Consider the following 21,319-nt stretch of genomic DNA (forward strand, 5'->3'; position numbering starts at 1 on the left):
GCCGCAAATGGCTTGGCAATTTCAATACGTTATAACATAACAATAATACGTCAGCCCGCGGCCGCCCGTCACGCGCGCCGTGGCGGTCCGGCCTGACATCCCGAAGGAAAACGATACAAAGCCGTGCCGCCCGGCTTGCTAGCATGACCCTTCCTGCGACGGGAGGCCGGGATGCCGGGAATCGCTGCGCCGTTCGTTCTGACGTTTCGCCTGTGGCGACGCTTCTGGCCGCAACTCGCGGCCCTGGTGCTGGCCGGCGTGCTCGTCCACGGCCTGCTGCTGCAGGCGGCGGTGCGCGTCGGCTTTCTCAACCACCTGGCCGGGCTTGCCGTGCTCACGCTGGTCGCGCTGGCCCAGCTCGTGATTACCGTGACCCTGTTCCAGGTGCTGCTGCCCGGCTTGCCGGCCCTGCGGGCGGCGCAGGCGGCGGCGCGAGGCGGAAGCGGTGCCGAAAAGCCGGGATTCCGGGGGCTGATGTCCGCCGTCACGATCGCGCTGCTGCCTTTCTTCGCCTATTACGCCGCCTGGGGATTCCTGGGCGACACCGTGCGCCAGTATTCGCGCCTGGCGCTGGACCTCGATCCCTTCGGCACGCACGGCCTCATCCTGGATGCGCTGGATTCGCGCTGGCTGCTGGTGTCGGTGGCGGTGTCGTGGCTGGTGCGCAAGGCGGCCACGCGGCTGCGCCAGGCCACCGGCCGCCCGGTGTGGCAGATCGTGGTCGTGGTGTGCGAAACCAACTGGATCCTGGTCGGCCTGTATGTCATCAGCCGCTGGAAAGACCAGGCCTGGCAATGGATCGCCCAGCTCGGCATCTGGCAGAGCCTGCGCGGCTTGCTGGAAGCGCTGGCCGAGCCGGTTTCGTCCGCGTGGGCGGCCGGCATGGCGCCGGCCGAGGCGGCGGCGGACACGCCGGGCGTCCTGCTGGCGAATCTGTTTTTCTACGCGCTGCTGCCCGTGGTCTGGCTGGCGATGGCCGCGCTCGTCTACGGCTACGATGTGCGGGACGAACAGCAGCTGCTGCGCATCCACCGCCGCGTCGAGCGCTTCGGCGAGCGCTACCGCGCCATCCCGAAATTCCTGCGCGACTTCGTCGCCCACTTCATCGGCGGCTACCGCTCGCGCTACCTGCCGATCGCCAACGGCGTGCGGCTCACGCTGAACGCCGGGGTGGTGCTACTGGTGACGCTGATCCTGGGATACCGTCTGATCGAATGGGGCAGCGCCTGGCTGTGGCTGGCCGCCAGCCGCCTCATCGGACCGCATGATCTCGATACCTGGCAGGTGCTGGCCCATGGCCTGAGCCTGCTGTTCGGCAGTCCGTTCCGCGATTCCTCCACCGGCATTCTGATCGAGCCGCTGCGCATCTGCTTCCTGGCGGCCATCCTGGAAACCGCATTCGCGCGGCCGGCAGCGGCTTCTGCGGCTGTTGCGCCCGACGCGCCCCGCAGCGAGCCCGCCTGACGCGCAGACGCCTTTGTTTTTATTGCGCCTGCACCAGCTCCGGGCGCCGCGCGAAGCGCAGATAGTACGGCCGCTGCGACGCGAGGCTTATCGCGGGCCGCAGCGTGGCGGCCACTTCACGCGGCACCAGAAAGGCATGCTGGACGCGCTGTGTGCCGCCTTCCTTTGCCGCCGCGCGGATCGCCGCGTTGCACTCCCGTTCGCTCGCGCGCGGCAACGGCAGCGCCAGCGTGGGCGTCCAGCGGCGGCCCTCCCCGTCTTCCAGCGAAACCACGCATTCCAGCGGCGCGCGGGCCGGCTGCGCGCCCGTCGCCTGCACGCTGAACTGCGCCACCACGGCCATGGCATCGGCCGGAATGCGCCCGCCGGCCGGGGCCGGCGCCATGCGCAACCCCGTCAACTGCCAGCGCAGGCCGCCGAACCCGGCCGGCGCGTCGCCTGCGGCTTCGCGGGCGAACAGGTCGCGGCCCGTCCACCATTGCCGCACGCTGTCGTACGCGGTGACGGCAATCGTCAGCGGCAGCAGCACCGCCAGCAACGCCAGGCTGCGCCGCCGCCACAGCCGCTCCCCGGCGGAGGGCGGATCATCGCGCAGCGCACGTTCCGGCGGGCTTGCGCCCTGGCGGGCTTCGGCATGGGCATCTTCGGGCGGCCGGGCGACGTCCGGTGAGCGGCCTGCGCCCTGGCGGGCTTCGGCATGAGCATCTTCGGGCGGCCGGGCGATGCTCATGGCCGGCCTCCGGAAGCGGCGCTCAAGTCCAGGGTGTCGGCGATGGCGAGGGAGCCGTCGGGGTTTCGTGGCAGGGTGTCCAATGCGATGCGGGCTTCGGAATCCAGACGCGGCGAGAAGCGTTCCGACAGCCGCAGCGTGGCGCCGCCCGCCTGGTCTGGCCGTATCTCGAATACGAAGCGCCCCTGCCTGGGCAGGCCGGGGTCCAGCGCGTGCGGCGGCTGGCCGGGCGAGAAATCCAGCCGGTCCGTCTGCTGATAGAGCAGACCCGTCGGCCCTTCCCAGGCCGCCTGGCCGACCGCCACCGACTTCGCGCGCGCAGCGAGTTCCACGGTCACAATGGCCCATAGCCCCGAGGTACTGCGCATGACCGGACTGCCGAAGCGCCGGTACACCACCTGCCGCGCGAACGCCACGCGCTCGACCCTGGCGTCGAACAGCCGCGTGCGCACTGGCTCTCCCATGCGCCCCGAAACGGGAATCGGGCCGGTCAGCTCGTCATAGCGCGGCGAATGGCGTTGCATGGCAAGCAGCACCGCGGCCGCCGCAGCCAGCAGCACCAGCGTGGCAAGACGGCGTTTCATGGGGCGCGCGCCGCGTCCGCGCCGCCTGGCGCGAAGGAAGCGCCCAGCGGCAGCGCCAGGCGGCCGACCACGGCCGGGTTGTACCAGCCGGGTACGCCGTACAAGTTGTCCCGGGGCTTATACGTCTTGGCCACCACGTCCGCCGTCAGCGTCGCCGGCGGCGCGGCCGAATCGGCCATCACCCAGATGTACGCCACGCGCTCGGCCAGCCCCGGATGCAACAGCGGCGAAAGCCGCGGGTCGCGCGTCTGCGCCACCGTGGGAGCGCCGGGCGCCAGGCCCGGCACGGCATGCGGGCGCAGCACGTCCGCATAGTCGCTGCTCGACGCCCGCGTGCGGTTGCCGAGATCCACCTCCACCACCAGCATCTGCTGGCCCGGCCCGGGCGACACGCCATAGACCTTGTCGCGGCTCACCCAGGCGCGCCGCGGCACCACCTGCCACTGGCCCGCCTCGATCGGGCTGCCCGCCTCATAGCGCGCCAGCGGAGGCGGCGGCGACACCTTGACGTATAGACCATAGACCGCAGCGCTGCAGGCCGCGAGTATCGAACCGATCCCGGCAAGCAGCCGGGTCTTGACCTTGCCGAATGCTGGGCGCATCTCCACTCCCTGTCGGTGCATGGAACGGGCAATGCCGGACAACGGAGCATCGTAACGGCGCGGGCTGGCAAGAGCGGTTAGAGGATGTTTCGAGACGTATGGCGGGGCGCAAGGCCCCGGAAGCGCGAAAGACGGCGCGAGAAAGCAGGCGTTTCCGGCCGGGATGAAGCCGCAAGCGCCGGCCGGCCAGACAGAGCCCGATCGAAGACCAGGTTGGCCGGGCCGGCGCTCGCACAGCAATGGCTCAGGCGTGGCGCGGCGTTTCAACCGGCGGCGTGCCATCATGGAACAGCGACTTCAGCTGCGCCCGCAATTCCGGCGTATCCGCGTGCTTGTGCACGGTGGTGGCGTGCTGTACGGCCGCCTCCAGCAGCTCGCTTTCGGAATCCGCCGCCAGCGCCACCGAGCAATTCATTTCGCTGGGATACTCGCGGCAATCGATGTATTTGCGTGTCATGTGTGTCTCCCGCGCGCAGGCCTGCTGGGCCTGCGCAATAGACGTTCCGACGCGCGGCGCGGAACGCCCGGGACGATGGCGCGTCGCATCGGCGGGGGCGGTCTGGCAAGTATAGATCCCGCTCGCAGACCCGGCGCGGGCATTTTCGATGCCGCCGGACGGGCGCCACCTATAGGTTGCCGTGGCCATGACGGTGCGTTCGTTGCCGTACATGCAGACCGAATACGCCTGGCAGCCGCTGATGTCGTGGCGATTGAACAGGTTCGTTCCGCTCAGCGCAAAGCGCCAGTCGCCGGTGTCATAGAGGCCATCTGGCGCGGGCGCGGGATATCGACCGGCCATTTTCCGGGCGTCTCGTCCCCGGCTTTCACGTTTTTTACGTTCTGGAATGCATACGCCGCGATGAGGGACAGGTTGGGCGTCAGCTTGCCCGTTGCGTTCAGTTCGATGCCGCGCGCACGCACCTCGCTGTCCGTGGTGGTCTGCCGGTTGAACTCGAAGCCGAGCAGCACCGTGTGATCCACTGGCCCGGTCCTGATTTTCGCCTGCGCCTGGTTGTCCAGGTTGAAGCGGTTGTAGTCCATCTGGAAAAGGCCGGCATAGCGGGTCATGCCGGTCATGCTGTCGCCGTCGAAGCCGCCTCCCCACACCGAGGCTTTGTCGAGCGTCAGGCGCATGAGCGTGGCGTCTTGGCGCAGCGTCCATACCGAATCCGCCTGGTGCTCGAGCTGATGGCCGACCGACCATTGCTTCTTGTCGTAATAGTTGAAGCCCGGATCGCCCGCGCCGTACAGCGCGGAGGTAGGGCCGCGCAGCACGGTAATGCTGTCGATCATGTAGGGATCGACCCGCCAGCTCGCCAGGTTCAACGTGTTCGGGGTCTGCAATCCGTCGACGAACTGGGTGGGGGTGAACCCGGAAAACAACGACACGATCGACCAGTGGAGCGAGCACGTAGGCGCAAGCACGCGAACCTTGACCCGGCTGTTCCGCGAAGAAACGGGCTTGAGTTTCGGGCAATGGCGGCAGCAATTGCGCCTGGTGGAAACCATCGCCCGCCTTGCCCAGGGCGTGTCGGTGTCGACGGTCGCCAGTGAACTCGGCTACCGGAGCGCCAGCGCATTCATTTCGATGTTCAGGGAAACGCTGGGCGATACGCCGCAACGCTATTTGAAGCGGCGGGAGAGTGTGTGACGCCCGGCGAGGGCGGACCCGGCAAGAAAGGGCATTCGAGCCTTTCCGCCCGAGCCCGCAAGGGCATTATTGGGCTGCATCGACACGCGATGACCATGGCCGGATGGCAGGCTGCCGGATCGACGCCTTGACGCACAAATGAAAATGCCCAGCTAAAAGAGCTGGGCATCGAATTCGTGGTGGCCTGGGGCGGAATCGAACCACCGACACAAGGATTTTCAATCCTCTGCTCTACCGACTGAGCTACCAGGCCAACGAAGTCCGCAACTATACACAAAATTTTGAGGCCGTGCACGCGGGCAGGCGGAAATCTGCGACTTTTTTGGCGCGGATGTGAAAAAAGGCGGGGAGTTGGGCAAAGATTGCGCAGGGCTGGCAGCGGATTGCGCATGGATTGCGCATCGCCCCAGGATGGCGGGGCCGGGCGTGTTGGTGGCGCAGAGCGCGTCGCCGGCCGGAGCCGGAATCGGGGGCGCACCCGTGTTGGAAGAAAGGAACGGCAGGGTGCGACGCAGGGTCGCGGTGGGACCGGGCGCTACGCTGGGGATAACCCGTGGGAGTATAATCGCAAGCAGTCGACTTGTTACAAATCCTGCCCATGTCGGTAGCCGTTCTTGCCTTCGGTCTGAATCACACGTCCGCGCCGGTTTCGGTACGCGAACGCGTGTCCATGCCCGTCAATCTGGTCAAGCCGGCGCTGGAGGGCCTGCGCGCGGCGTTCGGCGGCTCGGTCCGCGAAGCGGCGATTCTCTCTACCTGTAATCGCACCGAGATCTATTGCGCGGCCGAAGGCGAGGTGGCCGAGCGGCTGCCGGTGTGGCTGGCCGAGCACAATCACCTGGATGCCGGCGCGCTGAATCCCCATCTTTACCGCCACCAGCAGGACGAGGCCGTGCGCCATGCGTTCCGCGTGGCGAGCGGGCTGGATTCCATGGTGCTGGGCGAGCCGCAGATCCTGGGGCAGATGAAGGACGCGGTGCGCGCGGCCGGCGAGGCCGGCGCGCTGGGCACGCTGCTGCACCAGATGTTCCAGCGCACGTTCTCCGTGGCCAAGGAAGTGCGTTCGCAGACGGCCATCGGCGCGCATTCGGTGTCGATGGCGGCGGCGGCCGTGCGGCTGGCCGAGCGCGTGTTCGGCGACCTGGGCCAGGCCCGCACGCTGTTCATCGGCGCGGGCGAGATGATCGAGCTGTGCGCCACGCACTTCGCCGCGCAGCGGCCGCGCAGCATGGTGGTGGCCAACCGCACCGTGGAGCGGGCCGAGCTGCTGGCCAACCGCTTCTCGGCCAACACCATGAAGTTGTCGGACCTTACCGAGCGGCTGTCGGAGTTCGACGTCATCGTGTCCTGTACGGCGAGCTCGCTGCCCATCCTCGGGCTGGGGATGGTGGAGCGGGCCACGCGGCTGCGCCGCCACCGTCCCATGGTGATGATCGACCTGGCGGTGCCGCGCGACATCGAGCCCGAGGTCGGCCGCCTGGACGACGTCTATCTCTATTCCGTGGATGACCTGGGCCGCCTGGTGCAGACCGGCACCGACGCGCGCCGCGCGGCGGTGGTTCAGGCCGAGGCCATCATCGAGACCCGTGTGCAGGGTTTCATGCACTGGATGCAGTCGCGCGAGGTGGTGCCCGTGATCCAGGGTCTGCACCAGGCCGCCGAAGACGTGCGCGCCGCCGAGCTCGAGCGCGCGCGCCGGCTGCTGGCGCGCGGCGAATCTCCCGAGGCCGTGCTGGAGCAGCTTGCGCACGGCCTGACCCAGAAGTACCTGCACGGCCCGCTGGCGGCGCTCAACCGCAGCGAAGGCGAGGACCGCAAGCAGCTGCTTGCCTGGATGCCGCGCCTGTTCCCCGGCCGCGATTCCCGCCGTTAGCGATCCTGTCCCGCGTCCCGCCTCCCGGCGGGCGTTCGCGTTTTGGGCGCCCGCTTTCCGCTTACCTTCTTTTTCTCTGTTCCCGATTCCATGAAATCTTCCATGCGCAGCCGGCTGGAGCACTTGTGCCACCGCTTGATCGAGGTCGACGCCCTGTTGGCCGAACCGGAAACCGCCGCCGACATGGACCGTTTCCGCAAGCTGTCGCGCGAGCGCTCCGAGCTGGAGCCGGTGGTGGAAGCGTTCAAGGCGTTCACACGGACCGAGGACGACCTGGCCGCCGCGCAGGAGATGCTGTCGGACCCGGAAATGAAGGCCATGGCGGAGGAGGAGCTCAAGACCGGGCGCGCGCGCCTGGAAACGCTGGAAGCGGAGCTGCAGGTGCTGCTGCTGCCGCGCGACCCCAACGACGGCCGCAGTGTGTTCCTGGAAATCCGCGCGGGCACGGGCGGCGACGAAAGCGCGCTGTTTTCCGGCGATCTGCTGCGCATGTATACGCGCTATGCGGAGCAGCGCGGCTGGCGCGTGGAGCTGATGTCGGAAAGCCCGTCGGAGCTGGGCGGCTACAAGGAAGTGATCGCACGCATCGACGGCGACGGCGTGTACGGGCGGCTGAAGTTCGAGTCGGGCGCGCACCGCGTGCAGCGCGTGCCGGCCACCGAGGCGCAGGGCCGCATCCATACCTCGGCCTGCACGGTGGCCATCATGCCGGAGGCCGACGAGATGTCGGACATCGTCATCAATCCGAACGACTTGCGCATCGACACGTTCCGCGCCAGCGGGGCGGGCGGCCAGCACATCAACAAGACCGATTCGGCGGTGCGCATCACGCACTTGCCCACCGGACTGGTGGTGGAGTGCCAGGACGATCGCTCGCAGCACCGCAACAAGGACAAAGCCATGCAGGTGCTGGCCGCGCGCCTGAAAGACAAGGAGATGCGCGAGCGCCAGAGCAAGGAGGCGGCCGAGCGCAAGAGCCTGATCGGCTCGGGCGACCGCTCCGAGCGCATCCGCACCTACAACTATCCGCAGGGCCGCGTCACCGATCACCGCATCAACCTGACGCTGTACAAGCTGCAGCAGATCATGGAAGGCGACCTGGACGAGCTCACGGGCGCGCTGATTGCCGAGCACCAGGCCGAGCAGCTTGCCGCGCTGGGCGACGAGGCTTGAGGCCCGGCGCATCCGAGGTCATGCCCATGGCGCAAATCAAGGACCTGCTGGCCGACGCCCGCCTGCCCCGGCTGGAGGTGCGCATGCTGCTGGAGCACGTGCTGCGTAAGCCGCGCGCCTGGCTGCTGGCGCACGACGCCGATCCGCTCGACCCGGCGGCGGCCCGGGCCTATGAGGCGCTGGCCGCGCGCCGGCTGGCGGGCGAGCCCATGGCGTATCTGCTGGGACACCGCGAGTTCATGGGGCACCGCTTCCGGGTGTCGCCCGACGTGCTGATTCCCCGGCCCGATACGGAGGTGCTGGTGGAGACGGCGCTGGCGGCGATTGCCGGCCTGTCGGCGCCCGCGGTGCTGGACCTGGGCACGGGCAGCGGCGCGATTGCGATTTCGATTGCGCTGGCGCGTCCCGATGCGCGCGTCACGGCTACCGACGTGAGCGAGGCGGCGCTGAAGGTGGCGGCGGGCAATGCCTGGGAACTGGCGGCCTCGGTGCGTTTCGCGGCGGGAAGCTGGTACGCCGCGGTGCCGGCCGGCGAGGGGTTCGACCTCATCGTGTCGAACCCGCCCTACGTCGCCAGCGGCGACCCGCATCTCGCGCAGGGCGACGTGCGTTTCGAGCCGCGCGGCGCGCTGACCGACGGCGCGGACGGCCTGTCCGATCTGGCGCGCATTGTGGCGGGCGCGCCGGCGTTTCTGCGGCCGGGCGGCGCGCTCTGGATGGAGCACGGCTGGGACCAGGCGGCGGCGGTGCGCGGTCTGCTGGCGCGGGCCGGTTTCGAGCGGGTGGAGAGCCGCCGCGACCTGGCCGGCATCGAGCGGATTTCCGGCGGCGTCCGGGCCGGTGCGCTGGCGCGGGCTTTTCCCGGCGCGGCGGCGGGGTAATGGGGGGCGCATCCGCCGCAATCCCTATAATGGGCGTATTCCGTTAGGCCCGTCCAAGAGACCACCATGAGCGACGTTCAAGAATTCATCCGCGAAACCGTGACCCAGCACCCCGTGGTGCTGTTCATGAAGGGCACCGCCCAATTCCCGCAATGCGGTTTTTCCGGCCGCGCCATCCAGATCCTGAAGAGCTGTGGCGTGAAGAAGCTCGTCACCGTCAACGTGCTGGAAGACGAGGAAGTCCGCCAGGGCATCAAGGAATACTCCAACTGGCCCACCATTCCGCAGCTCTACATTTCCGGCGAATTCATCGGCGGCTCGGACATCATGAACGAGATGAACGAGTCCGGCGAGCTGAAGACGCTGCTGGACCAGTCCGGCGCCACGGCCTGAGGCCGCAATGAAGCGGCTGGTCGTCGGCATCACCGGCGCCACCGGCGCCCTGTACGCGGTGCGCATGCTGCAGGCGCTGCGCGGGGTGGACGACGTGGAATCGCATCTGGTGGTGTCGGCGTCGGGCGTGCTGAACATCAAGCACGAGCTCGGCATCGGCCGCCAGGAGGTTCACGCCCTGGCCGACCACGTGCACAGCGTGCGCGACGTGGGCGCCACGCTGGCCAGCGGCGCGTTCCAGACCGCGGGCATGGTGATCGTGCCCTGCTCCATGCGCACGCTGGCGGCGGTGGCGCACGGGCTTTCCGACAATCTCATCACGCGCGCGGCCGACGTGACGCTCAAGGAGCGCCGCCGGCTGGTGCTCATGGTGCGTGAAACGCCGTTCAACCTGGCGCACCTGCGCAACATGACGGCCATTACCGAAATGGGCGGCATCGTGTTTCCGCCGCTGCCGGCGTTTTACCATCGGCCCGCCAGTATCGAGGAAATGGTGGACCACACCGTGGCACGCGTGCTGGAGCTCTTCGACATCCACGTGCCCGGTCCGCACTGGGAAGGCATGAAATAAAAAGGCGGCGCCCGCGACATCGCGGGCGTCTTGCCATTCGGGCCTACTCCACCAGCCCCAGGCCGTTCAGGCCGCCCAGGTTTTCCGGCCACCGCCGGGCACGCGCGTTCTGCAGCTCGATGCGCGCCCACGCCATCCAGCCCGCCCATTCGATGCGCTTGTCCCAGGCCGTGCCCCAGGCCTGCAGCGCGGCCAGCCCCGCGGCCGCGTGGGCTTCGGCGGCTTCGAAGTCGCCGGCCGTGAGCGCGAGCTGGGCCAGCAGCAGCCGGGGCTCGCCCACCCAGGGGTTGTGCGCCACGGCGGCTTCCAGCATGTGGCGCGCGCTGTCCATTTCGGTGAGCGGGTGCATGCGCGTGATGACCTGCCAGTAGAGCGCCGAGGCGGCGGCTTCATCGCGCGGGCCGAGCGTGGCGCGGCAGGCGTCGAAGGCGGGCGGAACCGGGATGCCGGTATCGGCGGGCATGGCCGACAGGGGCGCCAGCAGGCGCGAGAGCATGGACAGGATGTTGGCCGGCGGCTTGAGCGGGCCGGGCCAGATCGAGGCGGCCCAGTGCGGCCGCAGCTCGCGCCGTTGCTGCTGCGGATAGCCGGCGAAGATCTCGTCCTGCCAGCTGTGCCATTGTTCGCCGATGTCGGCGGCCGAGACCACGATGAAGGCCGCCACCTGGCGCGGCGTGAGCGTGAAGACCTGACCGTCCGCGGCTTCCAGCCGCATGCCCTGCGGGCCGGCGCCCTGGCCGGCGAGCACGGCCTGCACGAAGCGGGTGCGCGGCATGGCGCAGAACAGGCTGACCCATTCTTCCGCCTCGTCGCCCAGGCATGCGCGCAGCGCGCTGCGTTCGCGCTCGCGGTCGAACAGGGTGAGGTCCACGTATTCGTTGCCGTACACGCTGTGGAAGAGCCCCAGCAGCCGCACTTCGCGCGGCTGGTTCCACAGCGCCAGGGTGCGGTAGACGCCCAGCAGGTGGTGTTTGAACGTGCCGGCCTTGTGCCAGTCTTCGCCCGCGCTGCGGGCAAAGAGCAGGTCCAGCAGAGCGGGCAGATCGGCGTCCACGGCGGCGTAGTGGTCGGAGAGCAGGGCGCGCGCGTGCGGATGGAGTTCGGGGCTGGCTGTCATGGCGGGATGGCGTGGTGAAAATCAGGCGCTATTGTGTCGCGATCGCGGCGGGCTGTCATGGCGCGCCGCTATATATGCAAATCCGCATATCAATATGAAAATTCATCGCTTCTGGTTTTGATGGGCGGTCACTAGAATCGCTGCTCGACTTTCTCTTTGCGAGTACAGCATGCGTCTACGCCGCTTCCTGGTCCTTTCCGCCGCTTTCCTGGGCTTTGCCGCCGCCGCCCACGCGCAGGATGCCGAACTCAAGGTGGGGGTGACGGTGGGGCCGCACGCGCAGATCGGCGAGGTGGCGCGCGAAGTGGCCGCGCGCGACGGCCTGAAGGTGAAGCTGGTGGAGTTCAGCGATTTCATCCAGCCCAACGCGGCGCTGGACGCCAAGGAGCTGGATCTCAACATTTACCAGCACAAGCCTTTCCTGGACGCGCAGAACCAGGCGCGCGGCTACCACCTGGTGCCCGTGGCCACCGCCGTGGTGCAGCAGATGGGCATCTACTCCAGGCGCGTGAAGTCGCTGGACGAGCTGCCCCAGGGCGCCAAGGTGGCCATTCCCAACGATCCCACCAACGGCGCGCGCGCCTTGCTGGTGCTGCAGGCCGCCAAGCTCATCACGCTCAAGCCGGGCGTGACCGTCAACGCGTCGCTGTTCGACGTGGCCGAGAACCCCAAGAAGCTGAAGTTCGTCGAGATCGAGGCCGCCCAGCTGCCGCACTCGCTCAAGGACGTGGACGCGGCGGCGGTGAATTCGGCCTACGCCATTCCCGCCGGCCTGTCGCCCGCCAAGGACGCGCTCGCGCTGGAAAGCAAGGACGCGCCCTTCGCGCCGGTGGTCATCGCCGCCCGCGAAGACAACAAGAACGATCCGCGCATCGCGCGCTTCATCAAGGCGTACCAGTCCGACGAGGTGAAGGCCTTTGTCGCCAGGCAGTTTCCGGGCGCGTACTCCACGTCCTGGTGATCCTGCGCGTCGGGCGTACTTGCCCGTCAGCCCGCCGTTCCCTGTCCGTCGCGCAGGACGCCTCGTCCGACGCCGGGAATGCCGCGGCGATGGCGCCGGGCGTGAGGCCGGGTTCCATCTGATGAGCACCGTGTCCGCGATGCGCGGATCCACGGGCCGCGCCTCGCGTCCCGGGATCTGCAGGATCATGACTTCGGTAAAGGTTTTCTTGCCGATCCGCTCGCTCACGAGGTCTTTGTCCCGGTAGCTGATGCCGGCCAGGTGGTGGCCGCAAAGGCGGGTTTCGGGGCGTTCGCGGGTGCTCATGTCGTCCCCCTTCAGCGCGGCGCCGCGCACGGCGTTTTTCAGCGCCTTGCCCACGCACGAGCGGGGCGGGCCGCGACGCCACCGGCTATCCGCGGCTGACGGGTCAGCGTGTCCAGCCTGATCGGCCGCATGCAGGCGGCGCGCCAGCGCGCCATCGCCGGGCTGATACGCCGGCGGCTCGCGCCGGCATCGGGCCCAGCCGGGCGGCGGGCGAGGGACGCCGACCGGCCCGCCCGGGGCTCAGGGAGCGGGGTAGCTCTTCTGGTAGTGCACCGTGAAGGTCTTGAAGGCGTTGAGCGCCTTGTGCGGATCGTGCCCCGGCTTGACCAGGAAACTGTCGAAACCCACGCGCGCCTGGTAGTGGATGGTGTCGATCATGACGTCGCCCACGGCGCGCAGCTCGCCTTTCCAGCCATAGCGCTTGCGCAGCAGTTGCGCAAGCGAGTAGCCGCGGCCGTCCGTGTAGACGGGAAAGTCGATGGCGATGAAGGCGATGCCCTGCGGATCGAGCTTGCCGTCGTCGTCGGCCAGCTCGCGCAGGTCGGCATCGGGCTCCAGCAGGATGGCCACCGGATGCCGGTGCCGGCGCAGCGCCGCGCGCGAGGACTTCCAGGTCTTGAGCGGCACGATCCAGCCGGGCTGGTCGTCGGGCAGCTGTCCTTCGGCGGGCACTTCGGGCTCGGGCGTGAAGCGCCGGGCCGTGTCCTGCTGCAGCGCACCGCCGCGGATCAGGTGCGGGCCGGGGGCGTCGTGGGCATAGACTTCAGGCATGGACGGCCTCCTGGGGCTGTGCGGGCCGGGCCACGGCCGGGTCGGCGTATACGTCGCGCTTGAAGGGATCGATGCCGACGCGGTCCACCACGTCGATGAAGCGTTCTTCTTCGCTGTCGCGCAGCGCGAGGTAGGTGCGGATCAGGCGCTCGACCACGTCGGGCACCTGGTCGCGCGCGAAGGAGGGGCCGATGATGCGGCCTATCGCCGCGCCGCCGCCGTTCAGGGATTCGAGGTCGGGCAGCGGGTGCGCCGCGCCGCTCTGGCGGCCGCCCAGGGTGACCTGGTACCACTCCTCGCCGGCCTTGTCCACGCCCAGGATGCCGATGTGGCCGACGTGGTGGTGGCCGCAGGAGTTGATGCAGCCCGAGATGTTGAGGTCCAGTTCGCCGATCTCGAACAGGTAGTCCAGGTCGTCGAACCGGCGCTGGATGGCTTCGGCCACCGGAATCGAAACCGCGTTGGCCAGCGCGCAGAAGTCGCCGCCGGGACAGGCGATGATGTTGGTGAGCAGCCCGATGTTGGGCGTGGCGAGATTGAGGGCCTCGAGCTTGCGCCAGAGTTCGGGCAGCCGCGCGCGGCGCACGTCGGGCAGGATCAGGTTCTGCTCGTGGGAGACGCGCATTTCGCCGAAGCCGTATTCGTCGGCCAGTGCGGCCACGGCGTCCATCTGGTCGGCCGTGATGTCGCCGGGCGGCGAGCCGGTGGGCTTGAGCGACAGCGTGACGGCGGCGTAGCCGGGCTGCCGGTGGGCGTGCACGTTGGTGCGCAGCCAGCGCGCGTAGCGCTTGTCGGCCGCGGCGAGCGCCGCCTGCTCCGTCTCGGCCTGCGCGGCTTGCTGCGCGGCGGCCGGGTCGTACTGCGGCCAGGTGAAGCGGCCGGCGATCTCGTCCACGAAGGCCTGCGTGAGGGTGTCGGGGCCGCCGCGCGTGAGCTGCCACTGCTCTTCGACCTGCTCGGCGAAGACCTCGGGCGTCAGTTCCTTGACCAGGATCTTGATGCGGGCCTTGAACTTGTTGTCGCGCCGGCCGTGCAGGTTGTAGACGCGCAGCACGGCCTGCAGGTAGGTGAGCAGGTCGGCCCAGGCCACGAAGGGCTTGATGAGCTTGCCGGTAATAGGCGTGCGGCCCAGGCCGCCGCCCACCCAGACGCGAAAGCCCACTTCGCCGTCGCGCTCCACGGCCTGCAGGCCGATGTCGTGCACGCCCACGGCGGCGCGGTCTTGCACCGCGCCGCTGACGGCGATCTTGAACTTGCGCGGCAGGAAGGCGAATTCGGGGTGCAGCGTGGACCATTGGCGGATGATCTCGCACCACACCAGCGGGTTGACCAGCTCGTCGGGCGCCACGCCGGCGAAGTGGTCGGTCGTCGTGTTGCGGATGCAGTTGCCGCTGGTCTGGATGGAATGCATCTGCACCGTGGCCAGCTCGGCCAGGATGTCGGGCACGTCTTCGAGGCGCGGCCAGTTGAACTGCATGTTCTGGCGCGTGCTGAAGTGGCCGTAGCCGCGGTCCCATTTGCGCGCGATGTGCGCCAGCGTGCGCAGCTGGCGCGAGGCCAGCATGCCGTAGGGTATGGCGATGCGCAGCATGGGCGCATGGCGCTGGATATACAGTCCGTTCTGCAGGCGCAGGGTGCGGAATTCGTCCTCGCTGAGCTGCCCGTCGAGAAAGCGGCGCGTCTGGTCTCTGAACTGCGCCACGCGCTCCTCGACGAGCTGCTGGTCGACGGGGTCATACACGTACATGTCTACTGCCCTTGATGTCTGGTCGGCGCGCGGCCCGGCTGGGGCGCAACGCGCAAGTCCGCCGTGCGGCGCCCGGGCGGGCAGGCGGGATTCATAACCGTAACAGCGAGGGCGCGTGGGCGTCTAAGTCATTCTCGTAATAAGGTCATGCGCCGGCCCCGCCGATGCCGCGCACAATGTGGTCCAGCAGTTCTCGCGCGGCCGGGGACACATGACGGCCGGCTCGGCTGAGCACCTGCAGGCTGCCCTGGTTGAGAATGGGATTGGCCAGCGGCAGGCTGGCCAGCTGCCGCGCCTGCAGGTCCACGGCCACGGCGATGGGCGGGGTGAGCGCGTAGCCGATGCCGGCGGCGGCGAACTGCCACAGCGCCTTGAACGACGAAGTGGTGAGCACGTTGGGCAGCCGCACCTGCTCGCTGATCTCCGCCGCCTGCACGTGCTGGCGCACCCCGAAACCCTCCTGCATGGCGGCGCCCGGATAGACGGCGAGGTCGGCCAGCCGCAGCGGACGGCCCAGGCGGGTGAGCGGGTGGTCCTGGCGCACGATGGCGCGGATGGGCTCGGGCCGGCTGTAGTGCGTGCGCAGGCGCGCATCGCTGGGCGGCTGGAACACCAGGCCGATGTAAGCGCGGTCGTCCAGGAGGCGCTGCACGATGTCGGTGGTGCGGGCCACGTCGATGTCCAGCGTGACTTCGGGGTGGCTGCGCCAGTAGCCGGGCAGCACGCGGTCGAACATGAGCTCCACGAAGCCCTCGCCCAGCGCCAGGTCGATATGGCCCCGTTCGGCCTTGCGCAGGCTGTCGATCTCGGAGAAGAAGCTCTCCTGGATATCTTGCTGGCGCTTCACGTAGCGCGCCAGGATATGGCCGGCCTCGGTGGGCGCCACGCCCCGCCCGCGCCGCTCGAACAGGGCGATGCCGCAGTCCCGCTCCAGGGCGACGATGGCCCGGCTGACGGCGGACGGGTCCATGTCCAGCGCCTCGGCCGCCCCGCGCACCGAGCCCCGGCTCATGACCTGCATGAAATAGTGGGTGCGGCGGGCGTCGAGCGTTTCGTCCATGGGAATCTCCGGTGCGGGGCTCCGGCGGGCTGAACATGCAGAATTTGCCGGTAAAGTGTTCTTCTGTTGCATTTTACGCAACGCTAATGCCATCTGGCTGTCATGGTTGCGCGGCGGGCCCCTGGGCGAAAATTGCGCAGCCGGCGCGTCGCGTACCGGCGCCGGGCCGCGCATGCTCCATGCCGCCCGCCCGTTGCCCGCCCGGGGCCGCCGCCGGCCCCCGCGCGCCATTCATTTCATTCACGCATACAGGGGAATCCGATGTCTCACGCCAGCCTGGGCCTGGCCGCGCCTTCCATGCCGCTATCCAGCCGCCTGCGCATGCTTGCCGCCATTTTGCTGGTGGTGGCGATTGCCGAGGCCATCGGCAGCGTTTCGTTTACCGTGGGGCCGGGCAAGATTGTGCTGCAGCCCATGCTGTGGGCGATTTTCGTCGGCGCGGTGGTGGCGGCCTTCGGCCAGCGCCTGCCCGCCGGCATGGGCGTGGATACCGCCATGCAGGCGCGCATCAGCGGCTACCTGCCATACGCGCTGCTGCCGTTCCTCGCCAAGCTGGGTCTGATGGTCGGGGGGGCGCTGCCCCAGGTCCGCGAGGCCGGCTGGGCGCTGGTGTTCCAGGAGTTCGGCCATTTCTTCGGCACCATGGCCATCGGCCTGCCGCTGGCGCTGCTGCTGGGCATCAAGCGCGAGGCCATCGGCGCCACTTTCTCGGTGGGCCGCGAGCCCAGCCTGGCCATCATCGGCGAACGCTTCGGCATGAATTCGCCCGAAGGCCGCGGCGTCATGGCCGAGTACATCACGGGCACGGTCATCGGCGCGCTGTTCGTGGCCCTGCTGGCCGGTTTCATCACCAGCCTGGGCATTTTCGACCCGCGTTCGCTCGCCATGGGCGCCGGCGTGGGCTCGGGCAGCATGATGGCGGCGGGCGTGGGGGCCATTGCTTCGCAGCAGACGCCCGACATGGCGCACCAGGTCGCGGCCCTGGCCGCTGCCGCCAATCTGCTCACGACCGTGGTGGGCGTGTACTTCACGCTTTTCATTTCGCTGCCCACCACGATCTGGCTCTATGGCCGGCTGGAGCCGGTGCTGGGCCGCTTTTCGCGCGGCAAGGCGCAGTCGGCCGCCGCCGCGGATGCCGGCGCCGGGGCGGCGGCGCATGCGGTGAAACTGGGCTTCGGCGACCGCCTCACGGCCTACGTGGTGTGCGGCCTCTTCACGCTGGTGGGCAACCAGCTCGGCTACAAGGTGCCGGTCCTGGATGCGCTGCCCGGCATGGCCATCATCGTGCTGCTGGTGGTCATCACCGACCTGCTGCTGCGCCTGGCGCCCAGGCTGCCCGCGGTGTTCGTGCTCTCCGTGCTGGCCATGACGGCCGGCTGCCCGGGTGTGCTGCCGTATTCCGACCAGGTCATCGCGCTGGTCAACAAGGTGAACTTCCTGCCTTTTACGACGGTCATCCTGGCCATGGCGGGCTTGTCCATCCTCAAAGACCTGCCGGCTTTCCGCAAGCTGGGCTGGAAAATCGTGGTGGTGTCGCTGGCCGCCAACGCGGGCACCTTCCTGGGCGCGACGATGATCGCGGAGTTCTTCCACTGACCAAGCGACGCGCGCCGCGGATGCGCGCGGCGCGCGCGATCCCCCGGTGGAGACCGCCGGGCGTTCAGGGGCGAAGACGAGAGTTCGCGGGCGCGCGATGGCGCGCCTCGTCGGTTACGTTCTCGAGCGCGCCGACATTCGCCACCGCCGCCACGTCCGCGCCGGCCGCCTTCAGGGCGGCCGTTGCCATTTGCAGCACCGGCGGATTGGCCATGGCGACCCGGTAGGGCTGCAGCGGCGCCAGCCCTTCCAGCGTGCCGAGGTCGTTGGCGGCGTGGGCGCGCTGCGCCTGCGCGGCTTCTTCCACCGCCCGGCGCAGGCGCGTATCGGCATAATCGTCGCGCAGCGCGTCGAGCGCGGGGGCCAGCGGAATCGCGGCCCGGGCGGAGGCGGACGCGAGCGGAGCCCCGGCGTGCGCGGCAGCCCCCGGGCCGTCGGCCGCGCCGGCGCGCTCGGCGCGCCAGGCCGGCTGTGCGCGGGCCGGATGGCGGATGCGCCCGGCGCCGCGTTGCGCGGACGGCGCGCCGGCCTCTGCCGCGGCGCGGGCGTCTTGGGCCGCGGCCAGCCGGGGCAGGACGGCGGGGGCGATGCGGGGGATGGGGGAAAGCGCGGTCAAGACCATGCTGTGCTCCCTGTGCGTTGCGCCTGCCTGTCAGGGTAGCAGGCGGGCCGGGCCGCGTTAAGCCCCCCGCTCGGTCCGCCGCTTTCCGCCCGCCGTGCCGCCGCCGTTCAGGCGTGGGGCAGCGTGGCCTGCATGGAAGGCCGCTGATTGAACGTCTCGAACCAGCGCGCCAGTGCCGGATGGCCGCCGCGCCAGTCGAACGCGGGGTAGCGGAAATCCAGGTAGCCCAGGGCGCAGCCGACGGCAAGCGTGCCGATGTCGACCCGGCCGTGCAGGTCGGCCGCGCGCGTTTCGAGCTGGCGCAGCCCGTCGCGCACCTTGCCCATCTGCCCTTCGTACCAGGCGTCCCAGCGCAGGGCTTCGGGCCGCAGCGCGGTTTCGTAGCGCGCCAGCAGCGCCGCGCCCAGCATGCCGTCGGCCAGGGCGTGCTCGGTCAGCGTGCGCCAGCGTGTCTGCCCGCGCGGAAAGAGCGACCCCTGGGCCAGGTCGTCCAGGTATTCGCAGATGACCCGGCTGTCGTACAGCACCTGTCCGTCGTCCGTGAAGAACGTGGGCACCTGGCCCAGGGGGTTGCTGACGATGATCGAGGCGTCGCGGTCCACGGGGCCGGCGGCGCTCGGCAGCCGCTCGATGCGGTCGGCCAGGCCCAGTTCGTGGGCGGCCGCCATGCACTTGCGTACAAAGGGGGAGGCGGGCGAGAAATGGATTTTCATGGTCGGGTAGGGCGGTCAGGAGGTTTGGAGAGTTTCGCGCACGTTTTCGGATCGGGCCAGATGGCGTCCCGCCAGCCATCCGAAGGTCAGGGCGGGGCCGAGCGTGATGCCGGGGCCGGGATAGGCGCCGCCCATGACGGACTGCATGTCGTTGCCGGCCACGTACAGGCCGGGGATGGGGCGGCCCGAGGCGTCCAGGGCCTGGGCGTTTTCGTTGGCCTGCACGCCCAGCGCGGTGCCGATGTCGCCGGCATAGACCTTTACGGCATAGTAGGGGCCGGCGCCCAGCGGCGCCAGGCAGGGGTTGGGCCGGTGCTCCGGGTCGCCCAGGTAGCGGTTGTAGGCGTTGCCGCCCTTGCCGAAATCGGGATCCGCGCCCCGGGCGGCATGGACGTTGTAGCGCGCCACGGTGTTGCGCAGGGCCTCGCCGGGCACGCCCATCGTGGCGGCCAAGTCTTGCAGGGTGGCGCCGCGCAGCAGGTAGCCCGCCTCGATGAGATGGCGGCGCGGCCGGCCGCCCGGCAGCGCCAGCCCCAGGCCCCAGGTGTCGATGAAGCGCTGATCGCACAGCAGGAAGGCCGGGATGGCGGGCGGCCGGCCGCGGTGCATGGCGAGCACGAACTCATGATAGGACGCCGACTCGTTCACGAAGCGCTCGCCGGCGTCGTTGACGGCGATGAGGCCGGGCTTGGCGCGGTCCCACACCAGGTGAGGGTAGTTCAGCCGCGAGCCGTCCGGCCGTTCCAGCACCGATACCGGGGCCCAGAACGCCGGGCTGGCGTAGCCCTCGCCCAGCGCCGCGCCCGCGGCTTCGGCCAGGCGGATGCCGTCGCCGGCATTGTCGCGCGGCGCCATCGACCAGGGGCCGGTGGGCTGCGGGTAGGTCTGCGCCCGGCGGCCGGCGTCCCACGGAAATCCGCCCGTGGCCACGACCACGCCGCGGCGGGCGCGGATCCGCAGCGGCCTGCCCTCGCGCACGACGACCAGGCCGGCCGCCCGGCCGTCGCTGTCGCGCACCAGTTCGCGGGCCGGCGCGCGCAGCCAGTACGGAATGCCGCGCGTCACGATGCCGTGGAACAACTGCGCGGCCAGCGCGTTGCCCAGCAGCAGGCGTGTGCCGCGGTGGTAGCCGCGCAGCCGGTCGCCGGCATGCCGCAGCAGCAGCTTCAGCGCATGCCGCAAGGATTCCAGCGAGCGGGCGGCGGCCAGCAGGTGGCGCACGTCCGTGACGTTGACCATCATGCCGCCCGCCACCGTGAATTCCCTGAGCGGATCGCGCAGGACGCCGAAGTGCCGGCCCAGCTTGCGCCCGTCGAACTCCACGGGATCGAGCGAGCGGCCCCCCAGCGCGGCGCCCGGCAGGTCGGGGTAGTAGTCGGGCGAGGCGGTGCGCGCGGCGGCGTGCAGCAGGCCGCGCGCGGCAAGATCGTCCAGCATGCGGGGCGCGGCGTCGAGGTAGGCGCGCTTCATCGCGTCGGACGAGGCCGCGCCCACCGTCTGTTCCAGGTAGCGCCAGACCTGCTCGAACGAATCGGGGTGGCCGGCTGCCTCGGTCTGCGAATTGAGCGGTATCCACAGCGCGCCGCCGGAAATCGCGGTGGAGCCGCCGATCCGGTCGGTCTTTTCCACGAGCAGGACGTCCAGGCCGGCCTCGTGCGCGGTCAGCGCCGCCGTCATGCCGCCCGCGCCGGAGCCGGCGACGACGACGTCCGTTTCGTGATCCCAGTGCATCGCGTCCATGGCGTTCATATGCCGGACCCGCCCAGCGACTTGCCGCCGTCCAAGAACAGCACTTGCCCCGCAATGAAATCCATGTGGGGGGCGGCCAGGAAGGACACCGCGTTGGCGACGTCTTCCACGCTGCCGGCCCGCCCGGTGGGCTGCAGCGCGAGCTGGGCGGCGAGCCGTTGCGGCGTGAGGTTGCGCAGCAAGGGCGTGTCGATGAGGCCGGGCGCCACGGCGTTGACGAGAATGCCGCGCGGCGCGAGCTCCATGGCGGCGGCGCGCGTATAGCCCACCAGCGCCGCCTTGGAGGCCACATAGTGCGGATGGTTGCGCGCGCCCAGGCAGGCGCGGGAGGCGACATTGACGATCTTGGCGCCGGGCCGCATGGTTCGGGCCGCTTCCTGCGTGAGCGTGGCCGCCGCCAGCAGGTTCACCTCGTACATGCGCCGGTAGTCGTCGCTGGCTACGTCGAAAAAGGCGCGCTCGTCGAAGATCCCCGCGTTGTTGATCAGCGCCGCCAGCGGCGGCTGTTCGCGCACGAGCGCGCGGGCGGCGGCTTCGTCGGCAAGGTCCGCCACGCGTTCGGCGACGTCCAGACCCTGGGCGCGCAGCCGTTCGGCCTCCTGCCGGGCCAGGGGCCCGTTGCGGTCCGCGATGACCACGCGGAACCCGTCGCGCGCCAGGCGGGCGGCGATCGCCAGCCCCATGCCGCTCGCTCCGCCCGTTACCAAAGCCGTGGCCGGATTCATGGCTTCTCCTTCCCTGTGTAGAGGTTCTTG

21 protein-coding genes, 1 tRNA gene and 2 pseudogenes are annotated in these 21,319 nt (G+C 69.5%); 9 read left to right on the forward strand and 15 right to left on the reverse strand.

Translation table 11 applies throughout. From position 1 onward, the window contains the following. Nucleotides 1-171 precede the first annotated feature (171 nt). Complete coding sequence (locus NGJ44_RS07175; protein ID WP_251863534.1) at nucleotides 172-1,464, forward strand: hypothetical protein; 1,293 nt, start codon at nucleotides 172-174, stop codon at nucleotides 1,462-1,464. A 19-nt stretch (nucleotides 1,465-1,483) separates the two neighbouring features. Here NGJ44_RS07175 and NGJ44_RS07180 read toward each other — a convergent pair whose 3' ends face one another. From NGJ44_RS07180 to NGJ44_RS07200, 5 genes and pseudogenes are all read right to left on the reverse strand, one after another. Beyond that, complete coding sequence (locus NGJ44_RS07180) at nucleotides 1,484-2,194, reverse strand: hypothetical protein (RefSeq protein WP_251863535.1); 711 nt, start codon at nucleotides 2,192-2,194, stop codon at nucleotides 1,484-1,486. Beyond that, nucleotides 2,191-2,778: a hypothetical protein gene (locus NGJ44_RS07185; protein WP_251863536.1), complete on the reverse strand. Its 588-nt coding sequence runs from the start codon at nucleotides 2,776-2,778 to the stop codon at nucleotides 2,191-2,193. Before NGJ44_RS07185 ends, NGJ44_RS07180 begins: the two co-directional genes overlap by 4 nt. After that, nucleotides 2,775-3,380, reverse strand: a complete 606-nt coding sequence (locus NGJ44_RS07190) for a hypothetical protein (RefSeq protein WP_053246411.1) — start codon at nucleotides 3,378-3,380, stop codon at nucleotides 2,775-2,777. The genes NGJ44_RS07185 and NGJ44_RS07190 overlap by 4 nt, the downstream gene beginning before the upstream one ends. Nucleotides 3,381-3,624: 244 nt before the next feature. Next, a complete protein-coding gene (locus tag NGJ44_RS07195; protein ID WP_053246416.1) occupies nucleotides 3,625-3,837 on the reverse strand; it encodes a DUF1059 domain-containing protein in 213 nt (70 codons plus the stop codon). A 165-nt stretch (nucleotides 3,838-4,002) separates the two neighbouring features. Further along, a pseudogene (locus NGJ44_RS07200) lies at nucleotides 4,003-4,754 on the reverse strand (TonB-dependent receptor plug domain-containing protein); the annotation flags it as partial. Here NGJ44_RS07200 and NGJ44_RS07205 point away from each other — a divergent pair. After that, the gene (locus tag NGJ44_RS07205) at nucleotides 4,747-5,031 is read left to right on the forward strand and encodes a helix-turn-helix domain-containing protein (protein WP_251863537.1); all 285 of its coding nucleotides are present in this window, start codon (nucleotides 4,747-4,749) and stop codon (nucleotides 5,029-5,031) included. The pseudogene NGJ44_RS07200 and the gene NGJ44_RS07205 sit on opposite strands and share 8 nt — an antisense overlap. Before the next feature lie 177 nt (nucleotides 5,032-5,208). On the opposite strand, the gene NGJ44_RS07210 is transcribed toward NGJ44_RS07205, so the two are convergent. Then, nucleotides 5,209-5,284 (reverse strand) — tRNA-Phe (locus NGJ44_RS07210). A gap of 345 nt (nucleotides 5,285-5,629) precedes the next feature. Between NGJ44_RS07210 and hemA the strand changes: the two genes are divergently transcribed. The 5 genes from hemA to NGJ44_RS07235 all read left to right on the forward strand — a co-directional run bounded on the left by hemA (nucleotide 5,630) and on the right by NGJ44_RS07235 (nucleotide 9,922). Beyond that, complete coding sequence (gene hemA / locus NGJ44_RS07215; protein WP_053246414.1) at nucleotides 5,630-6,904, forward strand: glutamyl-tRNA reductase; 1,275 nt, start codon at nucleotides 5,630-5,632, stop codon at nucleotides 6,902-6,904. A gap of 90 nt (nucleotides 6,905-6,994) precedes the next feature. Next, nucleotides 6,995-8,077 (forward strand): peptide chain release factor 1, encoded by a 1,083-nt coding sequence (gene prfA, locus NGJ44_RS07220; protein WP_251863538.1) that lies wholly within the window; start codon nucleotides 6,995-6,997, stop codon nucleotides 8,075-8,077. A 26-nt stretch (nucleotides 8,078-8,103) separates the two neighbouring features. Further along, the gene (gene prmC / locus NGJ44_RS07225; RefSeq protein ID WP_251863539.1) at nucleotides 8,104-8,958 is read left to right on the forward strand and encodes a peptide chain release factor N(5)-glutamine methyltransferase; all 855 of its coding nucleotides are present in this window, start codon (nucleotides 8,104-8,106) and stop codon (nucleotides 8,956-8,958) included. A gap of 66 nt (nucleotides 8,959-9,024) precedes the next feature. Then, nucleotides 9,025-9,351: a Grx4 family monothiol glutaredoxin gene (gene grxD / locus NGJ44_RS07230; protein ID WP_251863540.1), complete on the forward strand. Its 327-nt coding sequence runs from the start codon at nucleotides 9,025-9,027 to the stop codon at nucleotides 9,349-9,351. A 7-nt stretch (nucleotides 9,352-9,358) separates the two neighbouring features. Further along, nucleotides 9,359-9,922 carry a UbiX family flavin prenyltransferase gene (locus NGJ44_RS07235; RefSeq protein WP_251863541.1) on the forward strand — a complete coding sequence of 188 codons (564 nt, stop codon included), beginning with the start codon at nucleotides 9,359-9,361 and terminating at the stop codon, nucleotides 9,920-9,922. Nucleotides 9,923-9,965: 43 nt separating this feature from the next. Here the strand turns inward: NGJ44_RS07235 and NGJ44_RS07240 are convergent, their stop codons facing one another. Further along, nucleotides 9,966-11,039 (reverse strand): DUF6817 domain-containing protein, encoded by a 1,074-nt coding sequence (locus tag NGJ44_RS07240; RefSeq protein ID WP_251863542.1) that lies wholly within the window; start codon nucleotides 11,037-11,039, stop codon nucleotides 9,966-9,968. Nucleotides 11,040-11,208: 169 nt separating this feature from the next. Here NGJ44_RS07240 and NGJ44_RS07245 point away from each other — a divergent pair, with 169 nt between their 5' ends. Further along, nucleotides 11,209-12,000, forward strand: coding sequence for a MetQ/NlpA family ABC transporter substrate-binding protein (locus NGJ44_RS07245; protein WP_251863543.1), 792 nt, complete (start codon nucleotides 11,209-11,211; stop codon nucleotides 11,998-12,000). An 85-nt stretch (nucleotides 12,001-12,085) separates the two neighbouring features. Here the strand turns inward: NGJ44_RS07245 and NGJ44_RS07250 are convergent. The 4 genes and pseudogenes from NGJ44_RS07250 to NGJ44_RS07265 all read right to left on the reverse strand — a co-directional run. Then, nucleotides 12,086-12,306: pseudogene (locus NGJ44_RS07250) on the reverse strand (citryl-CoA lyase); the annotation flags it as partial. A gap of 240 nt (nucleotides 12,307-12,546) precedes the next feature. Further along, nucleotides 12,547-13,077, reverse strand: coding sequence for a DUF934 domain-containing protein (locus tag NGJ44_RS07255; RefSeq protein WP_053246613.1), 531 nt, complete (start codon nucleotides 13,075-13,077; stop codon nucleotides 12,547-12,549). Continuing rightward, a complete protein-coding gene (locus NGJ44_RS07260) occupies nucleotides 13,070-14,824 on the reverse strand; it encodes a nitrite/sulfite reductase (protein WP_053246614.1) in 1,755 nt (584 codons plus the stop codon). Before NGJ44_RS07260 ends, NGJ44_RS07255 begins: the two co-directional genes overlap by 8 nt. Before the next feature lie 145 nt (nucleotides 14,825-14,969). After that, nucleotides 14,970-15,884, reverse strand: a complete 915-nt coding sequence (locus NGJ44_RS07265; RefSeq protein WP_251863544.1) for a LysR family transcriptional regulator — start codon at nucleotides 15,882-15,884, stop codon at nucleotides 14,970-14,972. A gap of 261 nt (nucleotides 15,885-16,145) precedes the next feature. Between NGJ44_RS07265 and NGJ44_RS07270 the strand changes: the two genes are divergently transcribed. Beyond that, the gene (locus tag NGJ44_RS07270) at nucleotides 16,146-17,480 is read left to right on the forward strand and encodes a DUF3100 domain-containing protein (RefSeq protein ID WP_053246616.1); all 1,335 of its coding nucleotides are present in this window, start codon (nucleotides 16,146-16,148) and stop codon (nucleotides 17,478-17,480) included. A gap of 64 nt (nucleotides 17,481-17,544) precedes the next feature. Here NGJ44_RS07270 and NGJ44_RS07275 read toward each other — a convergent pair whose 3' ends face one another. The 4 genes from NGJ44_RS07275 to NGJ44_RS07290 all read right to left on the reverse strand — a co-directional run bounded on the left by NGJ44_RS07275 (nucleotide 17,545) and on the right by NGJ44_RS07290 (nucleotide 21,289). Further along, nucleotides 17,545-18,102: a hypothetical protein gene (locus tag NGJ44_RS07275; protein ID WP_251863545.1), complete on the reverse strand. Its 558-nt coding sequence runs from the start codon at nucleotides 18,100-18,102 to the stop codon at nucleotides 17,545-17,547. 107 nt (nucleotides 18,103-18,209) lie between these two features. Further along, nucleotides 18,210-18,815 carry a glutathione S-transferase gene (locus NGJ44_RS07280; RefSeq protein ID WP_251863546.1) on the reverse strand — a complete coding sequence of 202 codons (606 nt, stop codon included), beginning with the start codon at nucleotides 18,813-18,815 and terminating at the stop codon, nucleotides 18,210-18,212. Between the two features lie 15 nt (nucleotides 18,816-18,830). Continuing rightward, nucleotides 18,831-20,564 carry an FAD-dependent oxidoreductase gene (locus NGJ44_RS07285; RefSeq protein ID WP_353506949.1) on the reverse strand — a complete coding sequence of 578 codons (1,734 nt, stop codon included), beginning with the start codon at nucleotides 20,562-20,564 and terminating at the stop codon, nucleotides 18,831-18,833. Beyond that, entirely contained in the window at nucleotides 20,561-21,289 is a 729-nt protein-coding gene (locus NGJ44_RS07290) for an SDR family NAD(P)-dependent oxidoreductase (RefSeq protein WP_251863547.1), read from the reverse strand. The genes NGJ44_RS07285 and NGJ44_RS07290 overlap by 4 nt, the downstream gene beginning before the upstream one ends. Nucleotides 21,290-21,319 lie beyond the last annotated feature (30 nt).

The sequence above is a fragment of the Achromobacter sp. Marseille-Q4962 genome (genome assembly GCF_943737005.1).
In the GTDB taxonomy this organism is placed as follows: domain Bacteria; phylum Pseudomonadota; class Gammaproteobacteria; order Burkholderiales; family Burkholderiaceae_B; genus Achromobacter.